General features: G+C 60.1%; 15 protein-coding genes. 7 read left to right on the top strand and 8 right to left on the bottom strand.

The window, feature by feature from the left end:
• Window positions 1–161: 161 nt before the first annotated feature.
• On the top strand, window positions 162–803 hold the full coding sequence (locus M2360_RS06290; RefSeq protein ID WP_280773712.1) for a TetR family transcriptional regulator C-terminal domain-containing protein: 642 nt from the start codon (window positions 162–164) through the stop codon (window positions 801–803).
• Between the two features lie 272 nt (window positions 804–1,075).
• Here M2360_RS06290 and M2360_RS06295 read toward each other — a convergent pair whose 3' ends face one another.
• Entirely contained in the window at window positions 1,076–1,276 is a 201-nt protein-coding gene (locus M2360_RS06295) for a hypothetical protein (RefSeq protein WP_280773714.1), read from the bottom strand.
• A 334-nt stretch (window positions 1,277–1,610) separates the two neighbouring features.
• Here M2360_RS06295 and M2360_RS06300 point away from each other — a divergent pair, with 334 nt between their 5' ends.
• Window positions 1,611–13,070 (top strand): calcium-binding protein, encoded by an 11,460-nt coding sequence (locus M2360_RS06300; protein ID WP_280773715.1) that lies wholly within the window; start codon window positions 1,611–1,613, stop codon window positions 13,068–13,070.
• A 166-nt stretch (window positions 13,071–13,236) separates the two neighbouring features.
• Window positions 13,237–13,788: a hypothetical protein gene (locus M2360_RS06305; RefSeq protein WP_280773717.1), complete on the top strand. Its 552-nt coding sequence runs from the start codon at window positions 13,237–13,239 to the stop codon at window positions 13,786–13,788.
• A 61-nt stretch (window positions 13,789–13,849) separates the two neighbouring features.
• Here the strand turns inward: M2360_RS06305 and M2360_RS06310 are convergent, their stop codons facing one another.
• A complete protein-coding gene (locus M2360_RS06310) occupies window positions 13,850–14,773 on the bottom strand; it encodes a LysR family transcriptional regulator (protein WP_280773719.1) in 924 nt (307 codons plus the stop codon).
• A 155-nt stretch (window positions 14,774–14,928) separates the two neighbouring features.
• Here M2360_RS06310 and M2360_RS06315 point away from each other — a divergent pair, with 155 nt between their 5' ends.
• The 3 genes from M2360_RS06315 to M2360_RS06325 all read left to right on the top strand — a co-directional run bounded on the left by M2360_RS06315 (window position 14,929) and on the right by M2360_RS06325 (window position 18,337).
• Window positions 14,929–15,864, top strand: a complete 936-nt coding sequence (locus tag M2360_RS06315; protein WP_348529532.1) for a ring-cleaving dioxygenase — start codon at window positions 14,929–14,931, stop codon at window positions 15,862–15,864.
• A 79-nt stretch (window positions 15,865–15,943) separates the two neighbouring features.
• Window positions 15,944–16,810, top strand: a complete 867-nt coding sequence (locus M2360_RS06320; protein WP_280773723.1) for an AraC family transcriptional regulator — start codon at window positions 15,944–15,946, stop codon at window positions 16,808–16,810.
• Window positions 16,811–16,930: 120 nt separating this feature from the next.
• Window positions 16,931–18,337, top strand: coding sequence for a winged helix-turn-helix domain-containing protein (locus M2360_RS06325; RefSeq protein WP_280773725.1), 1,407 nt, complete (start codon window positions 16,931–16,933; stop codon window positions 18,335–18,337).
• On the opposite strand, the gene M2360_RS06330 is transcribed toward M2360_RS06325, so the two are convergent.
• The 6 genes from M2360_RS06330 to M2360_RS06355 form a co-directional block, all read right to left on the bottom strand.
• Window positions 18,334–18,999, bottom strand: a complete 666-nt coding sequence (locus tag M2360_RS06330; protein ID WP_280773727.1) for a YoaK family protein — start codon at window positions 18,997–18,999, stop codon at window positions 18,334–18,336. The two genes, M2360_RS06325 and M2360_RS06330, sit on opposite strands and share 4 nt — an antisense overlap.
• A 67-nt stretch (window positions 19,000–19,066) precedes the next feature.
• Complete coding sequence (locus tag M2360_RS06335; protein WP_280773729.1) at window positions 19,067–19,900, bottom strand: alpha/beta hydrolase; 834 nt, start codon at window positions 19,898–19,900, stop codon at window positions 19,067–19,069.
• A gap of 162 nt (window positions 19,901–20,062) precedes the next feature.
• Window positions 20,063–20,512 carry a DoxX family protein gene (locus tag M2360_RS06340; protein ID WP_280773731.1) on the bottom strand — a complete coding sequence of 150 codons (450 nt, stop codon included), beginning with the start codon at window positions 20,510–20,512 and terminating at the stop codon, window positions 20,063–20,065.
• A gap of 9 nt (window positions 20,513–20,521) precedes the next feature.
• On the bottom strand, window positions 20,522–22,420 hold the full coding sequence (locus M2360_RS06345; RefSeq protein WP_280773733.1) for an amidohydrolase: 1,899 nt from the start codon (window positions 22,418–22,420) through the stop codon (window positions 20,522–20,524).
• Window positions 22,421–22,459: 39 nt separating this feature from the next.
• Complete coding sequence (locus M2360_RS06350; protein ID WP_280773735.1) at window positions 22,460–22,744, bottom strand: XapX domain-containing protein; 285 nt, start codon at window positions 22,742–22,744, stop codon at window positions 22,460–22,462.
• A 57-nt stretch (window positions 22,745–22,801) separates the two neighbouring features.
• Window positions 22,802–23,455 carry a hydrolase gene (locus M2360_RS06355; protein WP_280773737.1) on the bottom strand — a complete coding sequence of 218 codons (654 nt, stop codon included), beginning with the start codon at window positions 23,453–23,455 and terminating at the stop codon, window positions 22,802–22,804.
• Between the two features lie 212 nt (window positions 23,456–23,667).
• Here M2360_RS06355 and M2360_RS06360 point away from each other — a divergent pair, with 212 nt between their 5' ends.
• Window positions 23,668–24,597: an AraC family transcriptional regulator gene (locus tag M2360_RS06360; protein ID WP_280773739.1), complete on the top strand. Its 930-nt coding sequence runs from the start codon at window positions 23,668–23,670 to the stop codon at window positions 24,595–24,597.
• Window positions 24,598–24,601 lie beyond the last annotated feature (4 nt).

Here is a 24,601-nt window from a genome sequence, read left to right on the forward strand (position 1 = left end):
CCTTTGCCGGCTTTGCCGATCTTGAGGTCAGGATAGAAGCGCCGTTGCTGAAGTCAAGAAAAATTATACGATCTTATAACAAGCAGAAAAACACCAATGAAAATATGATGTTGATGGACGATCTGGAACAGGCTAGATTGACGCGCGAAGGGATTTCGATTGTGACGACCGCCAAGACAGGACCGAAGACGCGCGCCCGCTTTCGCCGCGAGGCGCCGGAAGACCGCCGCCGGCAATTGGGCGAGGCGGCGCTGCGCTGCATCGTCAAACACGGCAATGCCGGCGTGTCCGTGCGGCAGATCGCGGCCGAGGCGGGCGTCACGCAGGGGCTGATTACCCATCACTTCGGCGAGATCAACGAACTCGTCGCCTATGCCTTCGACATCATGTCCGAGGGCATCCTGCAATCCATTCTCAAAGCGGTGAACGAAGCGGAACCGACGCCGAAGGCGCGGCTCGACGCCTTCATCGCCGCCTCTTTCTCGCCGATCATGATGGATCGCGATGTGCTCGGCGTCTGGGTGGTGTTCTGGAGCCTGATCTTGCATTCGCCGCGCATGAGCGCCTCGCAACGCCAGGAATATGGCGATTATGTCCGCACCGTCGAAGGCCTGATCGGCGATCTCGCCCGGGAAGAAGGTTTTGCGGTCGCCGATCTCCGCCTCGCCGCCATCGCCTTCACAGCGCTGATGGACGGGCTCTGGCTGGCCTGGTGCCTCAACCCGGACGCTTTTCGTCCGGAAGAAGGCGTGCGCCTCTGCAACAACTGGATCGAAGGCCTGCGCCGCGGCGCGCATGGCTGATCTCGGCTCTCCGCCATTTTGTCGCCTCTGCGATCGGTCGCGGCGCCCAGTTTCGATGCGCCTAAATTATACAACCCTAAATACACCCAAAAATGATCAGGGGAAGTGTAAAAGGCCGCAATGCCCAGGTAAGGTTGCGTTAACTATTATTTCGTCAAGTGGCAAACAGGCGAAAACATTCAGGTTCGGTGCAATTTATTGTCTAATATTGCTAATTTAACCAAAATTCAGCGAGCGGCGCAAATCGGGCCGTCTTAACCGACATCGGCCGATCAGAAACGGCCAAACAACCAGTAGACGCAATCCGGCTTGAAGCCGGTTTCAGCAAGCGGGGCGAGACGTTCCGCGGCGACGGGTGCGCGCGCCCGTCGTGGACATTGGATTTTCATCAGCAGAGGCAGCGCGTCGGGCAGACAGCGCGCCGGGAACGAAGAGGAAGATAAAATGACTTGGACGATCACCACCAACGACAAGAATTATGACCTTTCCAGCTATAGCACTGATAATATATCGTCGTCATTGCAGACTTCTGATGAACAAGGCAATTATACTGCTAGCTACAGCAGCAATATTTTGACAGTATATTATGACGGAGTGTTTGGTTATACAGTAGAGAATAACGCTACAGGCATTGTGGGTTCCGTAAATTTAACGCCTTCTTCAGAAGATTCGTCATCAGAAAAAGCTATTTATCTCTCCTATATACGTTCTAATACTCTATATATAAGAGTGTTAGAATTTGATGGAGTTGCAAGCCTTGATGAATTGGAATATCTTATTGTTGAGAATGCGGCGTCTATAGACAACGTGTATTATTCGTCCACCGGTGGCCTTGTCATTGTCTACACCGACACGTCCGGCGAACAGCACAATGTGCTCGCGCTGGACTCCTCGCAGACGGAGCCGAGAGAATATACCACGATTTCGGCTCTGTCTGACGCCGCCGAAACCGGCGCGGACAATGCGCCTGTCGTGGTCGACGCTGCCGACCTCGCCAGCGATGCGAGCGGCGAAACGCTGACGGTCGCTTCCGCCACGGTGAGCTCCACGTCGGCTGAATCCAATGCGCTGGTCTTCGTCACCGCCGATGGCGCGCTCAATGTCATCTATACCGGCGCGGCCCTTGACGACGGCGCGTCCGTGGTCGTGACGGTCGACGCCACCATCACCAACGTCTCAGGCGATACGGTCACCTCGACGGTCGCCGTCACCATCATCGGCAAAGAGACCGGGCTTTCGCTGACAACCGCGCAAGTCCAGGCGCTGACGAGCCTGTCGTCCGCCGAACTCGACGCTATCAAGAACGCCTATTCCGCTTACGCCGTCACCCTTGTCGACAGCGGCGGCAATGTCGCCGCGTTGACCGTGGACCAGATCGCGCTGCTCGACGATATGGGCGTGACGACGATCGAACTCACCAATGGCGCCGGCTCCGTCACCATCGCCCAGCTTCAGGCCTTTGATGCAGCAAGCGTCGAGATGGCGGACGATTACACCATCACCATCGCCGACACCGCCGCCAATATCGCGGCGCTGAGCGAGGCCGAAATTGCCGCCTTCGGCGATCTCGGCGTCGCCACGCTCGACGCGTCTGAAAACGCCGTCTCCCTCAGCCTTGCCCAGATCAAGGCGCTGGCCGCCGCCGGCATCACCATCGCCGAGGGCGACGACCTCATCCTGACCGGCGAAGCCTCGGCGATCAACGCGCTGACCGTCAGCGATATTGCCGATCTCGTGACCGCCGGCGTGACCGGCATCGTCGTCTCGGATGATCTCGACCTGAGCTTCTCCTCCGAGATCATGTCGTCGCTGCTGGCGATCGACGGCCTCACCATCACCAATTCCATCCTGAACTCCGTCCGCATCACCGTAACAGGCGAAGGCGTCGCGCTCGACGATTTCACCGTCGCCGAGATCGCCACGCTCGCGGCGCTCGGCGTCACCACGCTCGACGCCAGCGATGACGTCGTCTCGCTGACTGTCGAGCAGGCCGAGGCGCTGATCGACAACAACATCGCCGTGGGCGGCATGACCAGCACCACGCATTCCGACCAGATCACCCTTCTCGACAGCGCCGACACGCTCGCTGCGCTGACCACCGACGACATCACCGCGCTGGTCGCGCTCGGCGTCACCACGCTCGAATCCACCGGTGAAACGCTGACGCTGACCGTGGAGCAGGCGCTCAAGCTGATCGATGAGGACATGTCGCTGACCGCCGCCGACGTGGTCACGCTCACCGGCGGCGTCGCCGACCTGACCGCCCTGACGTCGACGCAACTTGCCTCGCTGACGGCGCTCGGCATCGACGAGATCGCGCTCACCGACACCGCCGCCAATATCGAGACGTTGACGGCGGACCAGATCGAGATGTTGGTCGGCGCTGGTCTCTCCTCGGTGGAAACCTCGGGGGATCTCGACCTCACGGTCGCGCAGGCCGAGGCGCTGGATGACGGCGATGTCGCCGTTGAATTGTCCGGCTATGGTGAATATTCGCTTGAAGAGACGATCTTTCTAGAAAACAATTCCGCGCCGTCACCATACACAAACAGTTCGGCAACATTGGTCGATGGGAGTGTCGTTTCCCTAACAGGCGTTAATTCAGATATTTATATTTCCATTACATCGAGCGACGGGGGCGACGTCCTCGACGATGCTATCGTCAATAAATATACTGATTCAGATCAGGTGTATGAAAGCGTTACAGCTCTCTCAAACGGTACCTTTGTCGTTGTATGGGCGTCTTGGCTCCAAGACGGCAGCCGGTACGGCGTCTATTTTCAAGTGTTCGACAGCGTCGGAAATCCAATTGGGGCGGAAACGCAAGTTAATACGGACACGACCTCTGGCGACCAATTTGCCGTGTCAGTCATTGCGGACGACGAGGGTGGTTTTGCGATCATTTGGATCGACAAGGACAACAGTTACGCAAATTATAAGACGACCTACTCGTCCACAGAGCCGGCAATTTCTATACTAGACACCGTCGCCAATATCGAAGCTCTGACCACCGACGACATCGCCGATCTTGCGGAACTCGGCGTCACCGTCATCGACGCGCGCTCTGACGAAGACAGCGCCGCCGAGGTTGAGATTTCGGTCGAGATCGGCGACGCTCTGCGCGACAACGGCATCGCCTTTGTCGACGAAGACCTGGTGACCCTGACGGGAACCTATGAGCAGATCGCCGCGATCATCTCGGGTTCGAGCGATTACAGCGATATCGGCGTCGACTCCTATCTCGTCGATGACACGATCGAGGCGCTCACGGCCCTTGACGCGTCCAGCGTCGACAGTTCCATGAGCTTCCGCGCCAATGGAACAGCGGCCGAAATCGAGGAGATCGGCGATGACGCCATTGCGGCGCTCGCCACACTCGGCGCAACGCTAATGGTCAGCGACAATAACGGCGCCGTCACCATCGACACAGACCTCGCCGCCCGCCTGCTCGAAGCCGGCGTCAGCTTCGCTGATGACGCTGTGGTGACGCTGGAATCGACGATAGACACAATCTCATCGGATATCGCTGCTTATGATACGCTCGGTATCGACATCTATGAACTGACCGACAGCGTCGCCAATCTCTACGATTTCATTTTGCAAGCCTATTCGTCGGTCGCCGACAGCGCGAGCCTGTCGCTGATCGCCACGGGCACGGCCGCTGACATCTACTCCGAGGCCAGCAGCCTGACCTTGTCCTATATTGGCGAAAACGTCGCTGCAGGTTACATCATCGAAGACAGCGCCATCAATATGCTGAACTTCGTTGCGTCCAGCCAAATCATGACCGTCACGAATCTGGGCCTACCCGTAACATTCAGCAACTCGGAAGGGGATACATTGCTGATCAGTCTCGATTTCGTTGCTGAAATCGACGACTACATCCTGACGTTGGGTGAACAGCAATTCGTGTTCGACGCAGACCAAACCGTCACCGTCTACGCAACGGTCGCCTCTCTGAGCGATTATAGTGTCGCCCAGGCTGCCGCCTTGGCGACGGCGTTGAACATAGACGCCTATCAAGTGGCGGACACGGCCGCCAATATCGGCGAGATGAGCAGCACGGCCGCCCAACTGTTCGTCAATATGGGCGTCAGCTACATCGATGTCACAGACAAGGCATCGGCGACGCTGGACCGCGAAGCGGTCGATATCCTTGCCAAGAAGGCCGTCACCTTCTCGGACGCCGATACGGTCTATGTCGCCATGGACGACCTACTGTTGAGCAGATCCGACGCGGAGGACTATCTCGAAGCCTATGCCGCCGCCAATATCGATGGTGTAAACCCCTCTGACGCCAGCTATACCGTCACCGGGGCCACGATCTTGACGATGCTCGAAAACGGCCTGGTTTTCGCCGAGGGCGATGGGACCCTGACGGTCACGGCGACGGTTGACCAGATCGTCGACATCAGCGACTACCTGTCCACTCTGTCGGATATGAACATCGATGTTTTCCAGGTGTCCGACACCGGCGACAACATCAAGGCGATGACCATCGCCGATCTCAACAAGCTCGATAAAGTCGGCGTGACCTCCATCGACGTCAGCGACGGCGCGGTGACGCTGAAAGCCGCCACCGCCGACTATATCGTCGCGCTCGGTATTGTCTTCGAAGACACGGATACCGTCACCGTCCGCGCCTCGGCGCTGTCGGTTGAAGAAATGACCGCTGACGACATCGCCGGCTATGGGACGAGCAAGATCGACATCATCGACGTGGCCGAAAGCGCGGTGACGCTGACCGCGTCGCAGGCCGTCGCCTTCGCCTCCGCCGGCCTGACCTTCTCGTCGGAAGACGTGCTGACGCTTGAGGACACGGCCGACAATATCGCCGCGCTTTCCGCGTCCGAGCTCGCGGCGATCAAGGCCGCCGGTTTCGATGCGATCACTGTGACCGGCGGCGACCTGAGCCTCACGGTGGCGCAGGACCTCGCGCTCGTTGAAGCGGGCTTGACGGTCACGCTCGACGAGGGCGCCACGATCCTCATCGTCGACACCAACGCCAATATCGCCACGCTTGCGGTATCCGATATCGAGGACGCCGCGGAACTCGGTGTCACGATCATCGACGCCACCGATGACGCCATCGATTTCACGCTCGAGCAGATACAGGCGCTGTATTTAACGAAGATCTCCGTCGACGACAGCGACGAGTTCGCCCTTGTCGACACGGCGACTGAGATCGAAGGCCTTTCGGCCTCCGGGATCGCGACGCTGAGCGAAATGGGCCTCGATGCGATCGAACCCACGGAAGACGCAAGCCTGACCGTCGAGCAGATCGACTTGATGATCGAACTCGAGATCGACCTGCGCTACGACGATGGCATCGTCATCACTCTTGAAGATAGCGCCGCCAATCTCGCCGATGTTAGCGCCGACGCGCTGCTCGTCTACGCGGAGATCGGGGTCAGCATCATCTCCTCCACCGATGACGTCGCGGATTTCAGCCAGGCGCAGATTACCGCGATTTACAGTGGCTCCATCGTGCTGTCTGATGATTTTGAGGCCCGACTGGCAGACACCGCCACCAATTTCTTGGCGATGACCACCTCGGACTTCGCCAATGCCGAGACGGTTGGCGTCGACACTTTCGTGCTCGCCGACACCGGCGCGCAACTCGCCACGCTCTCGATCAGCACCATCCGTTCGCTTTCGGAACTCGGCATCCAGACGATCGACGTCACCGACGGTTCGGTCACGCTGACCACCAACCGCGCCATCGAATTCGCCGTCGACAAGATGGTGTTCGAAGACGATGACACAGTGACCATTTCCGCCAATGGCTCCTGGTTCGAGTCGGTGGAAGTAGACGAGATCGCGGCCTTGGGGGCGATCAATGTCGATGTGATCGACGCGACGAACAACGTCGTGGAAGCCAGCGCCGAACAGCTCTCGGCCATGTATGAGGCCGGCGTCAGCTTTGCCGACAACGACAGCGTGTCGCTGACGGCCACGCATGCGAATATCTACGACGTCCTCGACCTCATCGCGGGTGAAAATCCCTATGGCGTCGAGACCATCGAGATCACCGATGATGGCGCGGTGGCTCTCACCGTGGCGCAATGGGAGGGTCTTGTCGAAAACGGCGTTACTTTCTCCAACGCCACGCTGCTGATCGTCGACAGCGAAGCCACAATCGAGGCGCTTGACGCCGATGAACTTGCTGACCTTGTGGCCTATGGCGTCAGCGGAATCGGCGTATCCCAAGATTCCGCAACCCTCACGGTCGCCTTCGCGCAAGCAGTGATTGCGGCCGGCCTGTATTTCTACGTCCTGAAAAACGATATCGGCGTATCCGACGAAGCCGATACGATCGCCGCGCTTTCCGCCACGCAAATCGCCGATCTCGCGACTGCGGGCGTGTCTTCCCTTTCGGCCGAGAGCGCAGTTTCGATTTCGCTGACGCTCGCCGAGGCCCTGGTGGACAACAGCTTGAACTTCACCACTGCATCCTCCGTTACGCTTCTTTTGACGGCTGATGAGGCGGAAGCCGTCACGGCGGATGATCTTTCGGCCTTTGGACTCATCGGCGTGGACAGTGTGACCATTGCCGACACTGCCGCCAACATTGAGGCCATGGATTCCGCTTCGGTCGCCCTCAACGGCGCAGTGATCGATCTTACTGACGATACCGGGACCTTCTCTCTCGCTCAGGTTCAGGCGCTCATCGACGCCGGCGCGAGTTTCGCATCCGCCGACGACATCATCGTCTCCGTCAGCGTCGCCGATTATGCGCAACTCTCCGACTCCGATCTCGACGAACTCACGGCACACGGCGTCGACGAGATTTCTTTCGCCTACGCCCGCGCCGATGTCGAGGCGCTCGACAGCACAGGGATCGCCACGCTCGGCGCCCGCGGCCTCACCCAGATCGACATCGCCGAGAACAAGGCGACGCTCGATGCGTCGCAGATCTCCGCCCTGGCGACGGCCGGCATCTCTATCGCGAGCGCAGATGAGGTGACCCTGTTCGACACGGCGGCCAATCTGGCGTCCTTGTCGGTTGCGACGATGACGTCGGTCGGCGTCGACCAGATCGACGTCAGCGACACCAACATGACGATTTCGGCCGCGACAGCCTCGGCGCTGGCGTCAGCCGGCATTGCCTTCGCCGATGAAGACGAGATCACGGTCGAGGTTGGCACGGAAACCTATGTGGATTTCGACGATGACGATCTCGATGCGCTCGAGACGATCGGCGCCGACATCCTCGCGCTCATTCCGGAATCTGTGGGCGATGGCCTGAAGGTCAGCCTGACCGAAATCCAGTCGCTTTATGACCGGGGCCTGACCCTTGCGGGTTCGGTTGTGGTGACGCTGGTCGACGATATCGACAGCCTCGCCAGCTATGCGGCGCTTGATACCGACACGCGCTCGGCCCTCGCCGCAGCGGGGAATGTCACGGCCATCAGCGTGTCCGACACCGCCGCAAACATCGCCGGCCTGACTGCAACGACCATTGCCGCCCTGGGGGGATTGGGCGTGACGTCGATCGCCGTCTCCGATCAGGACGACGTCACCCTGTCGGCATCGCTCGTATCCTCGCTGAGTTCCGAGGGGATGCTGGTGGATGCGGACATCACCATCTCCGACAGCGCCACGAATGTGGCGGCTCTGGCGGAAGAGGATCTAAGCGAGAATACGCTGCTCGACGGCGCCGTCATCGACCTGACAGACGCGTCCAGTGTGTTCAGTCTTGCACAGGCGCAGGCTCTGATCGAAGCGGGCGCGAGCTTCGCCTCGGCCGACACTGTGACGGTCTCCGTGACCCTCGCCGTCTATTCGAGCCTGTCCGACGCGGAAATCGCCGCATTGACGGCGGGCGGCGTCGACACCGTCTCGGTGAGCGTCTCGCAGGCCGATGTGGAGGCGCTCGACGCTGGAGCCATCGCCACGCTGACCGATCGTGGGCTGACTGAACTCGATATCACCGAGAACGCCGCCACGCTCGACGCGACGCAGGTGTCGGCCCTGGCGACAAACGGGCTGGCGATCGCGGCGAGCGACGTGGTGACGTTGTTTGACACAGCCGCCAATCTGGCGTCCGTCTCGGTCTCGACCATGACGTCTGTCGGCGTCGACAAGATCGATGTCAGCGACACTGCTATGACGATCTCGGCGGCGACGGCTTCGGCCCTGGCTACGGCCAGCATCGTGTTTTCGTCTGCCAATGTGGTGACGCTGTCTGACACGGCGGCCAACCTTTCGTCGATCTCGGTCTCGACCATGACATCCGTGGGCATCGACAAAATCGATGTCAGCGGCATTGCGATGACGATCTCGGCGGCGACGGCTTCAGCCCTGGCTACGGCCGGCATCGTGTTTGCGTCTGCCAATTTGGTGACTCTGTCTGACACGGCAGCCAACCTTTCGTCGATCTCGGCCTCGATGATGACGTCGGTGAGCGTCGACAAAATCGACGTCAGCGACAACGCCATGACCATTTCTGCGACGATGGCCACGGCGCTTGCGTCGGCCGGCATCTCGTTTGCCAACGCGGATGTGGTGACGCTGTCCGACACGGCCGCCAATCTGGCGTCGCTGTCTGTGGCGACGATGACATCCGTCGGCGTCGACAAGATCGATGTCAGCGACAACGCCATGACGATCTCGGCGACGACTGCGTCGGCGCTTGCGTCGGCCGGCATCTCGTTTGCCAGCGCGGATGTGGTGACGCTGTCCGACACGGCCGCCAATCTGGCGTCCCTGTCTGTGACGACGATGACATCTGTCGGCGTCGACAAGATCGATGTCAGCGACATCGCCATGACGATCTCGGCGGCGACGGCCACGGCGCTTGCGTCGGCTGGGATTGCCTTCGCGTCCGATGATGAGGTGACGGTCACGACGGCCGTGGAGTTCTTCATCGATCTCGATGATGACGCCCTGGACGCTCTCGATGCGCTCGGCGCTGATGTTATCGACCTCGTTCCCGAAAGCGTTGGAGACGGACTCGATCTTGGCCTCGACTGGGCGCAAAAGCTCTATGATCGCGGCCTAAGCCTGACGGGCGACGTTGTCGTCACGCTGGCTGACAGCGTCGACAATCTGCTCGCCTATGCGGCGCTTGATCCGGACATGCGTTCGTCGCTGGCCACGGCGGGAAACATTTCCGCATTTCGCCTCGTCGATGCCGCCGACGCCATCGGCGGGCTGACTGCTGAAACGGTGGCGACGCTGACGGGGCTCGGCGTCACGGCGATAGCGGTCACCGATGCGGATGGGGTGTCGTTGTCCACGGCGGTTATCACAGCGCTCGCATTGGGGGCGGTTTCCGTGGACGCGGATATCACCATCGCCGACAGCGCATCGGCCGTCGCCGCGCTTGCGGATGCTGCGCCGAACTCCAACAGCCTGATCGACGGCGCGGTGATCGACCTGACGGATGTCGCCGGGCTATTCACTCTTGCCCAGATTCAGGCGTTGATAGATGCGGGAGCCCAATTCGCCGTTTCCGACGACATTTCCGTCTCGGTCAGTCTCGGCGTTTATGCCGGCCTAAGCGACATGGAGATTGCGGCGCTGACAACAGCCGGTGTAGATCACATCGTGCTCAGCGTCTCGCAAGCGGATGTGGAGGCCCTCGATGCCGACGCAATCACCACGCTGGCGGCACGTGGCCTGAGCGAGATCGACATCACCGAAAGCAAGGCGACGCTCAACTGGGCGCAAGTCGCGGCCATGGCGACCAATGGACTGTCGATCAAGGCGACCAACGTGGTCACGCTGGCAGATAGCGCGGCCAATCTCGCTGGCCTCTCCGCGCAGAGCCTCGTGGCAGTCGGCGTCGACAAGATCGATATCAGCGACAATGCGCTGACGATCAGCGCCGCGACCGCCTCCGTGCTTGCCTCTTCCGGCATTGCTTTCGCTTCCGATGACGATGTGACGCTTTCGGATACGGCTGCAAATCTTGCCACTCTCGCCGTCGCCTCGATGACGACGATCGGCGTGGACAAGATCGACGTGTCCGACAGCGCCATGACGATCAGTGTCGCGACGGCCTCGGCGCTTGCGTCGGCGGGCATTTCGTTCACTTCCAATGATGTTGTCACTCTCTCGGATACGGCTGCGAATCTTGCCACTCTCGCCGTCGCCTCGATGACGACGATCGGCGTGGACAAGATCGACGTGTCCGACAGCGCCATGACGATCAGTGTCGCGACAGCCATGGCGCTTGCGTCGGCGGGCATTGCTTTCACTTCCAATGATGTTGTCACTCTCTCGGATACGGCTGCGAATCTTGCCACTCTCGCCGTCGCCTCGATGACGACGACCGGGGTGGACAAGATCGACGTGTCCGACAACGCCATGACGATCAGTGTCGCGACGGCCTCGGCGCTTGCGTCGGCGGGTATTGCTTTTGCATCTGAGGATGTTGTCACTCTCTCGGATACGGCTGCGAATCTTGCCACTCTCGCTGTTGCCTCGATGACGACGATTGGGGTGGACAAGATCGACGTGTCCGACAACGCCATGACGATCGACGTTGAGACCGCTTCGGCGCTGGCGACTGCGGGTATCGTCTTCGCCGACGGCAACGCGATCACGGTGGAAATCACGCAGTCCGATCTCGCCGATCTCGATGATGCCTGGCTGGATGCGTTGGCCGCGACCGGGGTCGATGAACTGAACGTGTCCGATGCCGATACATCCGTGGTTCTGGACTTGGAGCAGGCGCAGGCCATTGCCGCTCGCGGCCTGACACTGTCGGATGCAAGCGTGGTGTTGTCAGACAGCCTCGAAAACATGGTGGCTTTTGCTTCCCTTGACGAGGAAGAGAGGGAAGTTCTTGTCACTTCGCTGAACATCTCGGATCGCAAAATCTCGGATGTCGGCTCTGCTTTGTCCGCGATGACCGCCGACATGGTCACCGTCCTCGCCACAGCGGATATCAGGACGATCGATGTAGCGGATGACGCGATGGCGGCCTTGTCGCTGGACGTCTTCTCCGCGCTCGACGCGGCAGCCGTGGTGGTGAACGGAAATACGTATCTGGCAGATACCGGCTCTGTGATCTCCGCTCTTGATACGGCTGACGTGACTGTCCTGAACGCCTATGGAGCATCGGTTCTGGATGCGACGGATGACGTGGTGACGCTGGGCCTGGATCAACTCGAATTCCTGACGGAAGCCGAACTCATCTTCGCCGAGCAAGACACCGTCACTTTGCAGACGTCGCTTTCGGAAGCACAGGAATTGTCGGCGGATATCATCGCCAATTTCGAAGCTTACGGACTCGATGTCTTCGAGATCGTGGTCGACGCCAGCGATATCGAGGCGCTGTCCGAAACGGACATCGCCTCCCTCGGTGAAACAGGCGTGGACGAGATCGATATTCAGTCCGACCAGGCCACCCTGACTGCGGCTCAAATTGCCGCCTTTGCCGCGGCGGGAGTGAAATTCGCAGACGAAGATGTCGTCACCGAAGCCGAGGGGCATGATGCGCCCACTGCGGTCGACGACGCGGCCAAAGCAAAGGAACATGCGACGGTTCAGGTCGATGTGCTCACAAACGACACCGCAGATAGCGACCTTAGCCTGTCGCTGGTGTCGGCGAGCGTCAAGTCGGGCAAGGGAAGCGTGACGGTTAACGCGGATGGAACCTTGTCTGTCGCCTATACCGGGCCTGACATCGATGGCGACAAAACGGCGGAGGTGGTCGTTTCTTATGTTGTCACCGATGGCGATGAAACGGACACGGCCGATCTGACCGTAACCTTCACCGCAACGGCCGAAGATGGCGATATCGTCAACGGCACGAACAAGAACGATCGACTTGAGGGCAGTAGCGCCGACGAGCGGTTCAATGCAAAGGGCGGCGCAGACATCGTCAAGGCTGGCGGCGGCGCCGACAAGGTCTACGGCGATGATGGTCATGATACGCTGTATGGCGAAGCGGGCGACGACCGGATCGAAGGCAACAAAGGAAAGGATATTCTCATCGGAGGCGCTGGCGACGATAGCCTCCGAGGCGGGTATGGGAATGACAAGCTCACAGGCGGAGACGGAGAAGACACTTTCGTCTTCAACGACAACGTCGATGACAGCACCGACGTCATTCGCGACTTCGACGCGCGGGGCAAGGCGCATGATCTCATCGACCTCTCCGACTATGGCAATGGCAAACTCACTTACAAGGCGGTAAAGGCCATGATGAGCCAGGACGGCAACCATGTGGAAATCGATCTTCCAGGCGATGCGGAAATCATCGTCAACAATGTCGATGTCGACGATTTGACAAAAGACATGTTCGTGCTTTGACAACAGACGCATCCTGCTGAAAATGAGAGCCGCGCTTTTGGGGCGCGGCTCTCATGGCGTTAAGCAAGCCTGGGCGCACAGGCGAAAACAGCTTCTTCCTTGCCAATTTCGGACGCCGGGCCTATGTCGCTCTTGCGCGATGTTTATTGGGGCGGCGGAGAACGCCATGGCACATGAGTTGGACGGGCCTAAAAGGACGTTGTCGTTCGGTGACTTTTCGGCGCTCGTTGCGGCGCCGTTCGGCCGCGGAGAGGCTCGCGCCGCCAGAATTCGGATTGTGGCGCGGCCGAAGGAACAGCAAGAGCTGCATCTCGCTGCTGAGCCTGCCTATTTCGTGATGCTTTATCTCGATGCCGTCGACCATTGCGATTTGCTCGCGACCGGCGAGGCGCTTCCAGGTCGGCGTTATCGACGCGGCTCGATCTGCGTCATTGATCTGTCGCAAGGAGCGCGCATCAGACTGTCTTCGAGCCTGAATGCGCTCGGCTTCGTCATTCCTTTTCGTACGTATGAAGAGGCGCGGTCGGCCGCAATGCATCCCACGCCTAGGCTGTTGCGACAGCGTAGAAACGAGGGAGATGCGATCGTCTATCGATTGGGCCTGTCGATTCTGCCCTGTTTCGATACGGATCCGCCGGACGCCACGCCGTCGCTGCCGTATGTCATCGGCGCTCTGTGCGCTCATTTGCTCGACGCGCCCGGCTCAATGCTACATTGATCGAATGGCGGCGGCGTTCACTTGCGACTCTGGGCTCTTGCCAGGTGTCGACGATAGGAACCTATAGGGTCCTGTCATCGACACCTGGCGTAATGCCTGTGATGACGGGGCGCTGCTTGGCCAATTCCTCGCCGATGAAATCCATGAAAATGCGAATGCGTGGCGAATGCCGGAGGTCCTCATGGGTCAAGACCCAGAGATCGGCCCCCATATCGGGACGTATGCTCGACAGACGGCGGAGTTCCTTGCCGCGATCGCCGATAAAGCAGGGAAGGTGCCCGACGCCGATTCCCGCTTCGATGGCCTGGGCGAGCGCAAGCACGGAATCCGCCCGAAAAACAATCTTCTCCGGCGAAATATCGACGAACGCCCTGACCGACCGCAGCGCCGCCATATCGTCGCCCATGGCAACCCAGCGTTTGTCTTTCAGCGCCATTGCATTGGGGAAAGCGTCCGCCTCGGGATACTCCGCCGACAGACCGTATAGCGCCCAGTTGATCGGCGCAATCTTGCGTCCCACCAGATTGTCGGGCGGCGATTGTGTGGCGCGAATGGCGATATCTGCGTCGCGCTTCGAAAGATTGAGCGGGGCGTTGCCGACCACCACGTCGATACGGATATCCGGGCAAAGATCCTGAAACCGTCGAAACATCGGTGTCAAGAGATAGGCCAGGAGGCTATCGGCGGTGGCGATGCGAATCTCTCCGCGCGGCGTGATCGCCTTGCCGCGAATGCGACGCTCGGTCGACAACGCATCCTCCTCCATGCGGGCGGCGGTTTGCGCCATTTCTTCGCCGCTCGGCGTCAAGCGGTAGCCGCCTCGGCGGCGTTCGAACAGAGCCGCGCCGAGGCTTTCCTCCAGGGCTCCCAGACGACGGAATATGGTTGACTGGTCGACCTGAAGTTCAGCGGCGGCCCCCGCGAGACCTTGCGCGCGCTCAATGGTCCTGACCAGTTTAAAATCATCCCAAGACAGCGATCTCATGGTCCCCCGGCTTCTCCTCTGGGTGCGTTTATCGATGGTAGCATCGCAAATTTTGTTTTGCAATGATGCAAGCGAATGGCGTTTAAATTCTGGGAATATGCCCTATCATACCAAAATACACGAAGTTAACTTGCCAATATGCAAGGAGAATGGTGATGACGCAGGGTATCCATCATATTACCGCAAACTCCGGAAATCTCGATCGAACTCTTGATTTCTACGGCCGCGTCCTCGGGCGTCGCCTCGTCAAGAAGACCGTGAATTTCGAGGAGCCGTCAGCCTATCATCTCTATTTCGGCGATGAGACCGGTAATCCCGGCAGTATCCTGACCTTCTTCGTCTGGCATGACGCCGCGCCCGGACGGCTCGGAATCGGTGAGGCGCAGGATGTGGGACTCGCCGTGCCCCGGCAGTCGTTCGGCTTCTGGATGCATCGCTTCATACAGAATGGCGTAAGCTTCTCGCCTTTCGAAAAGCGCTTCGGCGAGACGGTCTTGCCCTTTCGGGATCCGGATGGTCTGCGGCTCGCGCTGGTCGGGATTGACGGACTGGAAATGGGGCCGGGCTTTGACAGCACTGATGTTCCCGCTGAGCATGCTGTGCGCGGCATTCACAATGTCACGCTGCTCATCGATCGCAGCGAACCCACGGCCGATATTCTGCAGGCGGTGTTCGGCTATCGGAAAGCGGCTGTTGACGGCCATGTGCAGCGGTACGCTGGTTCGAACAGCGATGCGATGGTCGACCTCAGGGCCGCCGGCGATTTCCTGCCGGCCCGCGCCGGCGCGGGTTCTGTGGATCACATCGCCTTTCGCGCCGGTGATCTCGCCGAACTGCGCGCTCTGACCGAACGCCTGTCCGCAATGGGCTTGGATGTGACGGAAGAGAAGGATCGGACTTATTTCAAGTCCGTCTATTTCCGCACATCCGGCGGCGTATTGTTCGAGATCGCCACCGATGGACCTGGCTTCGGCGTCGATGAAGAACTGGACCGACTTGGAACCGGACTCAAGCTGCCTGCCGCGCTGGAGCCACGGCGCAAGTTGATCGAGAGCTCCTTGCGAGATCCGGCGAGCCTGATCTTGGTCTGACCCTCAACACATTCCGCAGCGGTGTGGCTCGGGCGGCGCGATGCGCCCCCGAATGAGCCTCCGCGCGTCGAGACCAACCATGAGCGAACAAAATCAAGCTTCCTCAATCGTGCTGCCGATGGCGACAGCCGGGATCACCGCAAAGCGTAGGCGCTCTGCAACATCGGAGGCGGCGGCCATGCCAGTTGCCGCCTCCGAGGACGCCTATCTGGTGACTGTTCAGTTGGGCGCAACCGCGACCGCACAGTTGTGGCGAAACGACGAGTGCGTGTTCGACGGAGCATTTGTACACGGCGCTATCGCCATTTTCGACTTGAGCGATCGTTGGAGCGAGCATTTTCGTTCTGGGTTCGATTTCCTGAGCTTTCATATCCCTTTCGACACGCTCGCCAGGTCCTCGATCAGTCTTGGCTTCTCTGGTGTTCGGGAGATCGCCTGCGAGATCGGCGTGACAGATCCGGTGTTGTTGTCGCTGTCATTGTCGCTCCTGCCGGCGTTGGAAAATCCGGCGGCAGCAAACAAAAGCTTCTTGCTGCAGGTCCAAAACGCCATTGTCTCACATCTTCTGCATGTCTACGCTCCGATAGAACGGGCCGCGCCGGCTCGGGGTCTGCTCTCTCCTCGTCAGGAGGAATTGGCCAAGGACTTCATGCGCGCGAATTTCAACCGATCGATTTCGCTCGAGGAAACCGCGCAGGCTTGCGGCCTGTCCCGCAGCCATTTCATTCGCGCATTTCGCAACACAACGGGATCGACGCCGCATCGCTGGCTGCTCGATTATCGGACCGAACGGGTGAAGGCGCTTTTGGCGACCGCCATGACCATCGCCGATATTGCCAGCGCCTGCGGTTTCGCAGACCAAAGCCATTTGAATCGCGTGTTCCAGAAGACCGTTGGGCTTACGCCCACCGCCTGGCGGCGGCAGTTTGCCCCACGACCGCGCTGACGCGCTCACGTTCCTATCCTTCTAATTGGGGCACTATCGTCCTATCTGCCACCACGAACTCGGGTGTACAGATCGAGCCCATGCCGATGCCGCCGAAATGCCTGGCCCGAGGATGACGCCATGACAAAACTCGACCGTAGCGACATGCTGGCGACCACGCCGTTTCAGTTGCGTTCGCGCGAACGCGCTCTGTTGCGCAATGGGGAACCGGTAAAGATCGGCGCCCGCGCCATGGAAATCCTGATCGCGCTTGCGGAAAAGCCGGGTGAACTCGTCAGCAAGAACGAACTTCTCGACCGCGTTTGGCCAAACCAGCAGATCGAGGAAGCCGCGTTGCGGGTCCATCTCTCGGCGCTGCGGCGGCTTCTGGGCACAGATGATCAAGATCGGTCGCTGATCGTCAACGAAAATGGCCGCGGCTATCGCCTCATCGCCGACCTCATCGATCAGAAACCGGCTCCCCGTTCTCTCGAGAAGCAGTTGCAGGATTTTCCGCGACCGCTGGATGTCGTGATCGGTCGCGACGACATGATTACTGAGATCGCTCGCCTGTCATCGTTGCGGCGACTGGTGACGTTGTGTGGCCCTACAGGGATCGGCAAGACCACCATCGCAACTGCGGTTGCTCTGGAGATCAGCGAAACGCGTGGACTCACTCCGGTCTTTCTCGATCTTGCTCCGCTTCGCGATGGTGACCTCATCGTTGACGCCTTGACCGAACTTCTTGGCGGACGAGCGTCTGATGTCGGAGGCATGGATCATGCCCTGCAACTGCTTGCCCGTCGTGACTATCTCGTCGTCTTCGACACGTGCGAGCATCTGATCGAATGCGTGACGGAAACCGTCGAAGCGCTGTTGCGCGCCGCACCGAATCTCTCCGTCATCGCTGCAAGTCGCGAACCGCTTCGCGCGGAAGGCGAATGGCTTTTCCGGATTCCGGTCCTCGAAGGTCCGGAGGCGTCGAAAGACGCCGATATCGAAACGGTTCTCAATTCGCCTGCGGCCCGACTGTTCGTCGAACGCGCGCGCGCCCAGGATTCGAGCTGGCGCCTGGCCGAGGGAGATGTCCCTACCCTGATCAATATCTGCCGGAAGATTGATGGGATTCCGCTCGCGATTGAAATGGCGGCGGCAAAATTATCCTCGATGAGCCTGGTGGAACTCGATCACAGGCTGGACGACGTATTGTCCACGCTGACCACCGGCAGGCGGACGGCGCTTCCTCGCCACCGCATGTTTCAGACGGCGATAGACTGGAGCTATGATCTGTTGAACACGGAGGAGAAGCGGTTGTTTGCAGCGCTTTCGGTGTTCGAGAACGACTTCCCGATTGATGAGGCCTGGGTGGTCGCAGGCGGCATGTTCGCTTCCTCGATCGGATTCAACGATCTCATGGCCGCCCTTGTCGCCAAGTCGCTGCTGATGGCGGACCAACACGATGGATCAACGCGGTATCGCTTGTTGCAGACCATCCGTGCTTACGCCTCACAAAAGCTGCAAGAGAATTGCGACGCAGTCGCCGTTTAGGTCCGTTCGCGCCAGAGCGCGACCGCCGCCACCGCCGGCGGAAGGAGAAAAGCCGCCATTCCGAGATACGCGTAGGCGACCGCAGCGAAGGCGCAGCCAAATGCGAAGCCGGCGAGATTAGCTGCCATAGATCGCATGCGATCCCTGAGCGCCGAGAGTTGAGCGTCCGCAATGCCCGCTGCACGGTCTGCGAGGTCGATCATCACCTGGGTTGTTGTGCCGGTCATCATCGTGGTCGGCGGCAGTTTTCCAAGATGGATTTTCTGCAATGCGTTTTGGGTCGCCATTGCGAAGACCAGCGTCAGCCCTGTCGCAATCGAGGCAAGATGATCTCCCGCAGGGAATGGCCCCAAGATCAGCGCCATCGCGGCGCTCGCCGCAAGAAGCACGGTCTGGACGGCCAGGAGGCAGATCAGCCCCGCTTTTTCATCTGGCGCGATCTTGCGGAGCAAGAAGGCGACCACGAAGATCGTCAGGGCGAAGGTTGGCAGGGCGAGCAGCTTGGCGACGACACCACTCGCGCCTGTAACCAGCGCCGCGCCGATCGTGACGAAATTGCCCGTCACATGCGCCGCAAACAGGCCCTGAAGCGCGAGAAATCCGACCGCGTCCACATAGCCGGCGTTGAAACTCAAGAGAACGGGCAGTGTCTTGCGGGGCATATCCGCTCCTTCAATGCAGGGGCGTTCGCCGATGAGGCCGGCGAACGCGAATGTTTGTTCATGCGGATCAGGACTTGATGAAGTCCAGCACGTCGTTGTTGAACTTGTCGGCCTCGATCTGCGCCAGGCCATGGCTGCCGCCGGCATAGACTTTCAGCGTCGCATTCTTGACGATCTTTGCAGCCTTCTCAGCAGAAGCATGGATCGGCACGATCTGATCGTCGTCGCCATGGATGATCAGCGTCGGGCATCCGATCTTCTTGAGGTCGTCTGTGTAATCGACTTCCGAAAATTCCTTGACGCAATCGTAAAGACCTTTGATGCCGCCTTGCATGCCCATCAGCCAGAAACTGTCGCGGAAGCCCTGATTGTCCTTAACGCCGTCACGGTTGAAGCCGTAGAAGGGCGTGGTCAGGTCTTTGAAGAATTGCGAACGGTTCTCCATCGTGCCCTTGCGGATGCCGTCGAACACCTCCATCGGCAGGCCTTCGGGATTGGCGTCCGTCTTCATCATGATCGGCGGAACCGCGCCGACCAGCACGGCCTTCGCGACCCGGCTGTCGCTGTGACGGCCGATGTAATGGGCGACTTCGCCGCCGCCGGTAGAGTGACCGATCATCACCAGGTTCTTGAGGTCGAGCTTCTCGATCAATTCCGCGACGTCGTCGGCGTATTGATCCATGGTGTTGCCTTCCCACGGCTGGTCAGAACGTCCATGGCCGCGGCGATCATGGGCGATGACGCGGTAGCCCTTGAGGCCGAAGAACAGCATCTGGTTGTCCCAGGCGTCCGCCGACAGCGGCCAGCCATGATGGAACAGGATCGGCTGGGCGTCCTTTGGACCCCAATCCTTGTAGAAAATCTTGGTCTTGTCCTTGGTTTCGATGAATCCGGTCGACATGAGCAGGTGTCCTTCTGCGGTTGCGGTTGAGACGGAGGCGGAAAGGTTGAGAGCGAGTGCGCCCGTAAGGGCGACCCCGGCCGACAGGGTCTGCCGTCGCGTCAACGGGAGGAAATCGTCGAGGGAGGTCATTTTGTTCCTTTCTTGAAAAATGAGGAATTATCAGTCGCCGTCCACGCCACGGCGCCATTTGTGCAGATCGCTCCAGGCGACCAGCAGGAAGGCTCCGGCGAGGCCGAGATGCTCGAAGAAGGCGTTGGTCGCCATCGTCCGCTCCATGCCGACAGGCATCTCCCAGAAACGCAGCGCGATGAAGGTTGCAGCGAGCGTGAAGGCGCCAAGCGCCAGGGCGGCGATCCACCGGCAGAAGCCTGAAAGGATCATCAGGCTGCAGGCGAGCTCAAAAAAGATTACCGCCGACGCGATCGGCGCGGCGGGCGCCAGGCCGAAATGCTGCATTTCCGCGATCGCCGCGCCGAAATCGAACAGCTTCATCAGGCTGCCCTGTAGATAGGCGGAGCAGAGCAGCAGGAGCCCGATGAAGCGGGCGGGATGCGAGGTGAAGGCTGGCGCACAGCGGCGGGCGAGATGGGCTTCCAGGTTTTGAGCCATTGTGTTTCCTCACACCGCCCAGCAAGCGCAGCCGAGAGCGCCGAAAAATCCGGAGAAATCCGACACCGGCGCATTCGACGCCCAGGCGCGGGCATGATCATGTCCATGCAGATTGCAGCTGTTGGCGCAACCGCAGGCCGATGCCATCCGGCTGAGCGACGTCTTTCCGGCGCCCTCCGGTTCTCCCCAGGCGGCGTAACCACCGAATTTCCGCACCGGCGACCAGTCGGGCATCGGCGGCGGCAGCGACGTGTCGTCCAAAGCGGCGAAGGCGCCGGCCGCAAAGACGATTCTGCCGCCAACCACCGTCATCTCGGACGTGATGAAGGAGATGTCGTCCTCCGGGCAGGAGAAGAAATCTCTGTCCGGCACGATGAAATCGGCGAACTGACCGGCCTCGATACGGCCCTTCTTGCCCTCTTCGTTGGAAAACCAGGCGACATTTTCGGTCCACATGCGCAGAGCTTCCTCGCGATCGAGGCAGTTGGCGCGGGGATAGAGCGCCATCCCGCCGAGCGTTTTGCCGGTGACCAGCCAGGAGAGCGACACCCAGGGATTATAGGAGGCGACGCGCGTGGCGTCGGTGCCGGCCGAAGTCTTGACGCCTTTCTGCAGCATGCGCGCGACCGGCGGTGTCGCCTCGGCGGCGCGATGGCCGTAGCGCTCGACGAAATACTCGCCCTGAAAGGCCATGCGGTGCTGCACGGCGATGCCGCCGCCCAGCGCCGCGATGCGGTCGATCGAGCGTTCGGAAATGGTCTCGGCATGGTCGAAAAACCAGTTGAGACCGGTGAAGGGAATATCGGCGTTGACCTTCTCGAACACGTCGAGAGCCCGCGATATGGTCTCGTCATAGGTGGCGTGCATGCGCCAGGGCCAGCGGTTTTCGGCAAGAACCCCCACCACCTCCTCGAGTTCGCCTTCCATTTCCGGCGGCATGTCCGGGCGCGGCTGTCGGAAATCCTCGAAATCTGCGGCGGAAAAGACCAGCATTTCGCCCGCGCCATTGTGCCGGAAGTAGTCCGAGCCTTGCTTGTAGGTCACCGATGCGGTCCAGGCGAGGAAGTCCTCTTTCTCGGCCTTCGGCTTCTGTGTGAAGAGGTTATAGGCCAGCCGCACCGTCATCTGGCCGTCGTCGGCGAGCTTCTGGATAACGGCGTAGTCGTCTGGATAATTCTGGAAGCCGCCGCCGGCGTCGATCACGCCGGTGACGCCGAGACGATTGAGTTCGCGCATGAAATGGCGCGTCGAATTGAGCTGGTAGTCAAAGGGCAGCTTCGGTCCTCGCGCCAGCGTCGAATAGAGGATGCCGGCATTGGGTTTTGCGAGCAGCAGGCCGATGGGATTTCCCTTCGCATCCCGCTGGATCTCGCCGCCGGGCGGATTGGGTGTGTCCTTAGTGTAGCCTACCGCGCGTAACGCGGCGCCGTTCAGAAGCGCACGATCATAGAGATGCAGGATGAAAACCGGCGTATCCGGTGCGATGGCGTTGATCTCGTCGAGCGTCGGCAGGCGCTTTTCCGCGAATTGATGTTCGGTGAAGCCGCCGACAACGCGCACCCATTGCGGCGGAGGAGTCACCGCCACCTGGCGCTTCAGCATGTCCATGGCGTCGGCGAGGCTGCGGACGCCGTCCCAGCGCAGCTCCATGTTGAAGTTCAAGCCGCCCCGAATGACATGGGTGTGATTGTCGATCAGCCCCGGCAGGACCCGCCTTCCCGCGAGATCGACGATCTGGGTGTCCGGACCGAAATAGGTGAGGACTTCATGATCCTGACCGACCATCAGGAATTTCCCGTCCTTGACGGCCAGCGCGGTGGCGTTCGGATTGGCGCGGTCGAGCGTGACGATGCGACCGTTATGCAGGATGAGATCGGCGGCGGCGTGGCCCTTGGTGGCGACGTTCATGACTGTCCTCGTTGGATCGAATTCTCGTCTCCGACGCGATCAGGCGGCGGGTTCGTCGGCTTCCACTGTCGCCTTCGCCTGTTTCGGTGCGGCGCCAGACGGCAGATGGCCGAACATGTGAGGTTGGATTTGGTGCAGCCAGGATGAAAAGCCCGGCTCGCGCGCCATCAGGCTGCGTAGGCTCGGCACGATCTGCTCGCCAACCAGAATTCCTAAGAGCCCGATCAGCGCCACGACGGGCGGGGCGGGCGAGCGCACATTCAGGAGACTGTAGACGATACCGACCAGCAGCCCTGCGCCCAGCGACATGAGATAGATTTTCACGGCTGTCTCCCGTTGAGAGGCGTCCGGACCATTGGGTCCGGACGCGGATTGTTGGGATCAATGAGCTTCGGACGCGCCGAACATGCTCTTGGCGTAGATGATCCCGAGACCATAGGCGCCGCCGAATTCCTTGGCGATGCCGGTGGTCAGGTCGTAGGTCTCGCCGCGGGCCCAATCTCGCTGCAACTCGAGCATGTATTGCAGGGCGGTCATCGGCCGCGCGCCGGCCTGGATCATCCGCTCCATCGCCCGGTCATGGGCTTCGGTGGAGACGTCGCCGCAGGCGTCAGCGATGACATAGACTTCAAAACCCTGGTCGATGGCCGACAGCGCCGGTCCGACGATGCAGACGCTGGTCCAGAGGCCGGCGAGCACGATGCGCGGCTTGCCGATGGCGTTGACCTCGGCGATGACGCCCTCGTCTTCCCAGGTGTTCATCGAGGTGCGGTCGAGAAGCGCCTGTCCCGGGAAAGCGCTGGTGATTTCCGAGAACATCGGGCCCGAAAAGCTTTTTTCAGCCACAGTAGTCAGGATGGTCGAGACCCCAAAGCCCTTGGCGGCGCGGGAGATCAGAGCGGCGTTGTTGCGCAGATTGACCGCGTCAATCGACTTGGTCGCGAAGGACATCTGCGACTGGAAATCGATCAGTATAAGCGTGTGGTCGTTTGGATTGAGCAGGAGAGATCCGGGGGCGGCTTTTGCTTGGGGCATGGTGCTTCCTCGTCAAGGTTTGTTGAGGCCGCCATTCTTGCGGATCACACCGTTGGAATATTGTCTTTTTGAAGCGACTTTGGACAATCGCGCTTTTATCCATTGGCGAAGCGGCTATACAGCGACGACAATAAGTGCGACATTCCGGAACACAATCTTCGGATGCGCCGGATAGCGGCTGTTATGTCAAAAGCTTTGGAGCCAACTGCGTCATGACAACGGGAGCATCGCCAGCCAATGCCGTTCTCTCCCAGCCAGATTTTTCTCTGCGTCGCCGCGATGGTCTGGGCTGCGCCTCCGACAAGCTCGGGACAGATGTCGAGTTTGAACGCGGTGGCCTGACGCTCTATCGGAAAGGCGTGGGGCATGACGGCGTCTCCGAAGTGTTTACTCCAGCCTCCGGTCGCGGCGCGCTGATTGGTTTGTCGCTGAACAAAGGGCATAGCCGAAGGATCTTCAGGGGTCGGTCGTCGCAGGCCTTTGGCTTCGCTCCCTCGTCGCTCTATCTCCGCAATTTCGGCGATGATTACCGCGCTGAACTGAATGGCCCCTTTGATTTCCTGCTTTTGGAATTGTCGACGGACTTCCTTCAGCAAACTGCGTTGGAAAACGGTTTGAGCCTAGGCGGCGGTTTCACGCCTTTCGCCGGCGAAGACGACCAAGTCCTGTCCAATCTGATGCGGGCGTTTGCGCCTACTCTCGCGCGGCCGCAAGAAGCGAGCGGTCTGTTCGTCGACCAGTTGTCAATGGCGATCGGTCTGCATCTTCTCTATGCGCATGGACGGGCCGTCGCAGCGCCCGCGTTGTCGCGTATGCCGGCTTTGGCGCGGTGGCAGGAACAACGCGCCAAGGACATCATGGAGGCCCGGCTGTCGAGCGATGTCTCTGTTGCCGAGATTGCTGAAGCCTGTTCATTGTCGCGCGGCTATTTTATTCGCGCCTTCCGCGCCGCCACCGGAATGACGCCGCATCGGTGGCTCATGCAGCGTCGTGTTCAAGAGGCGCGGAAAATGATCGAGGAAAGCGGCCGGCCGCTGGCGGAGATCGCTGCTGCCTGCGGTTTCAGCGACCAGTCGCATCTCACCCGGCATTTCACCCAGATCGTCGGCGTGCCGCCGGGCAGGCTGCGGCGCTTGCGATAGATCT

Origin of the sequence: Rhizobium sp. SG_E_25_P2 (assembly GCF_029892285.1) — a bacterium.
Classification (GTDB): domain Bacteria; phylum Pseudomonadota; class Alphaproteobacteria; order Rhizobiales; family Rhizobiaceae; genus Rhizobium_E.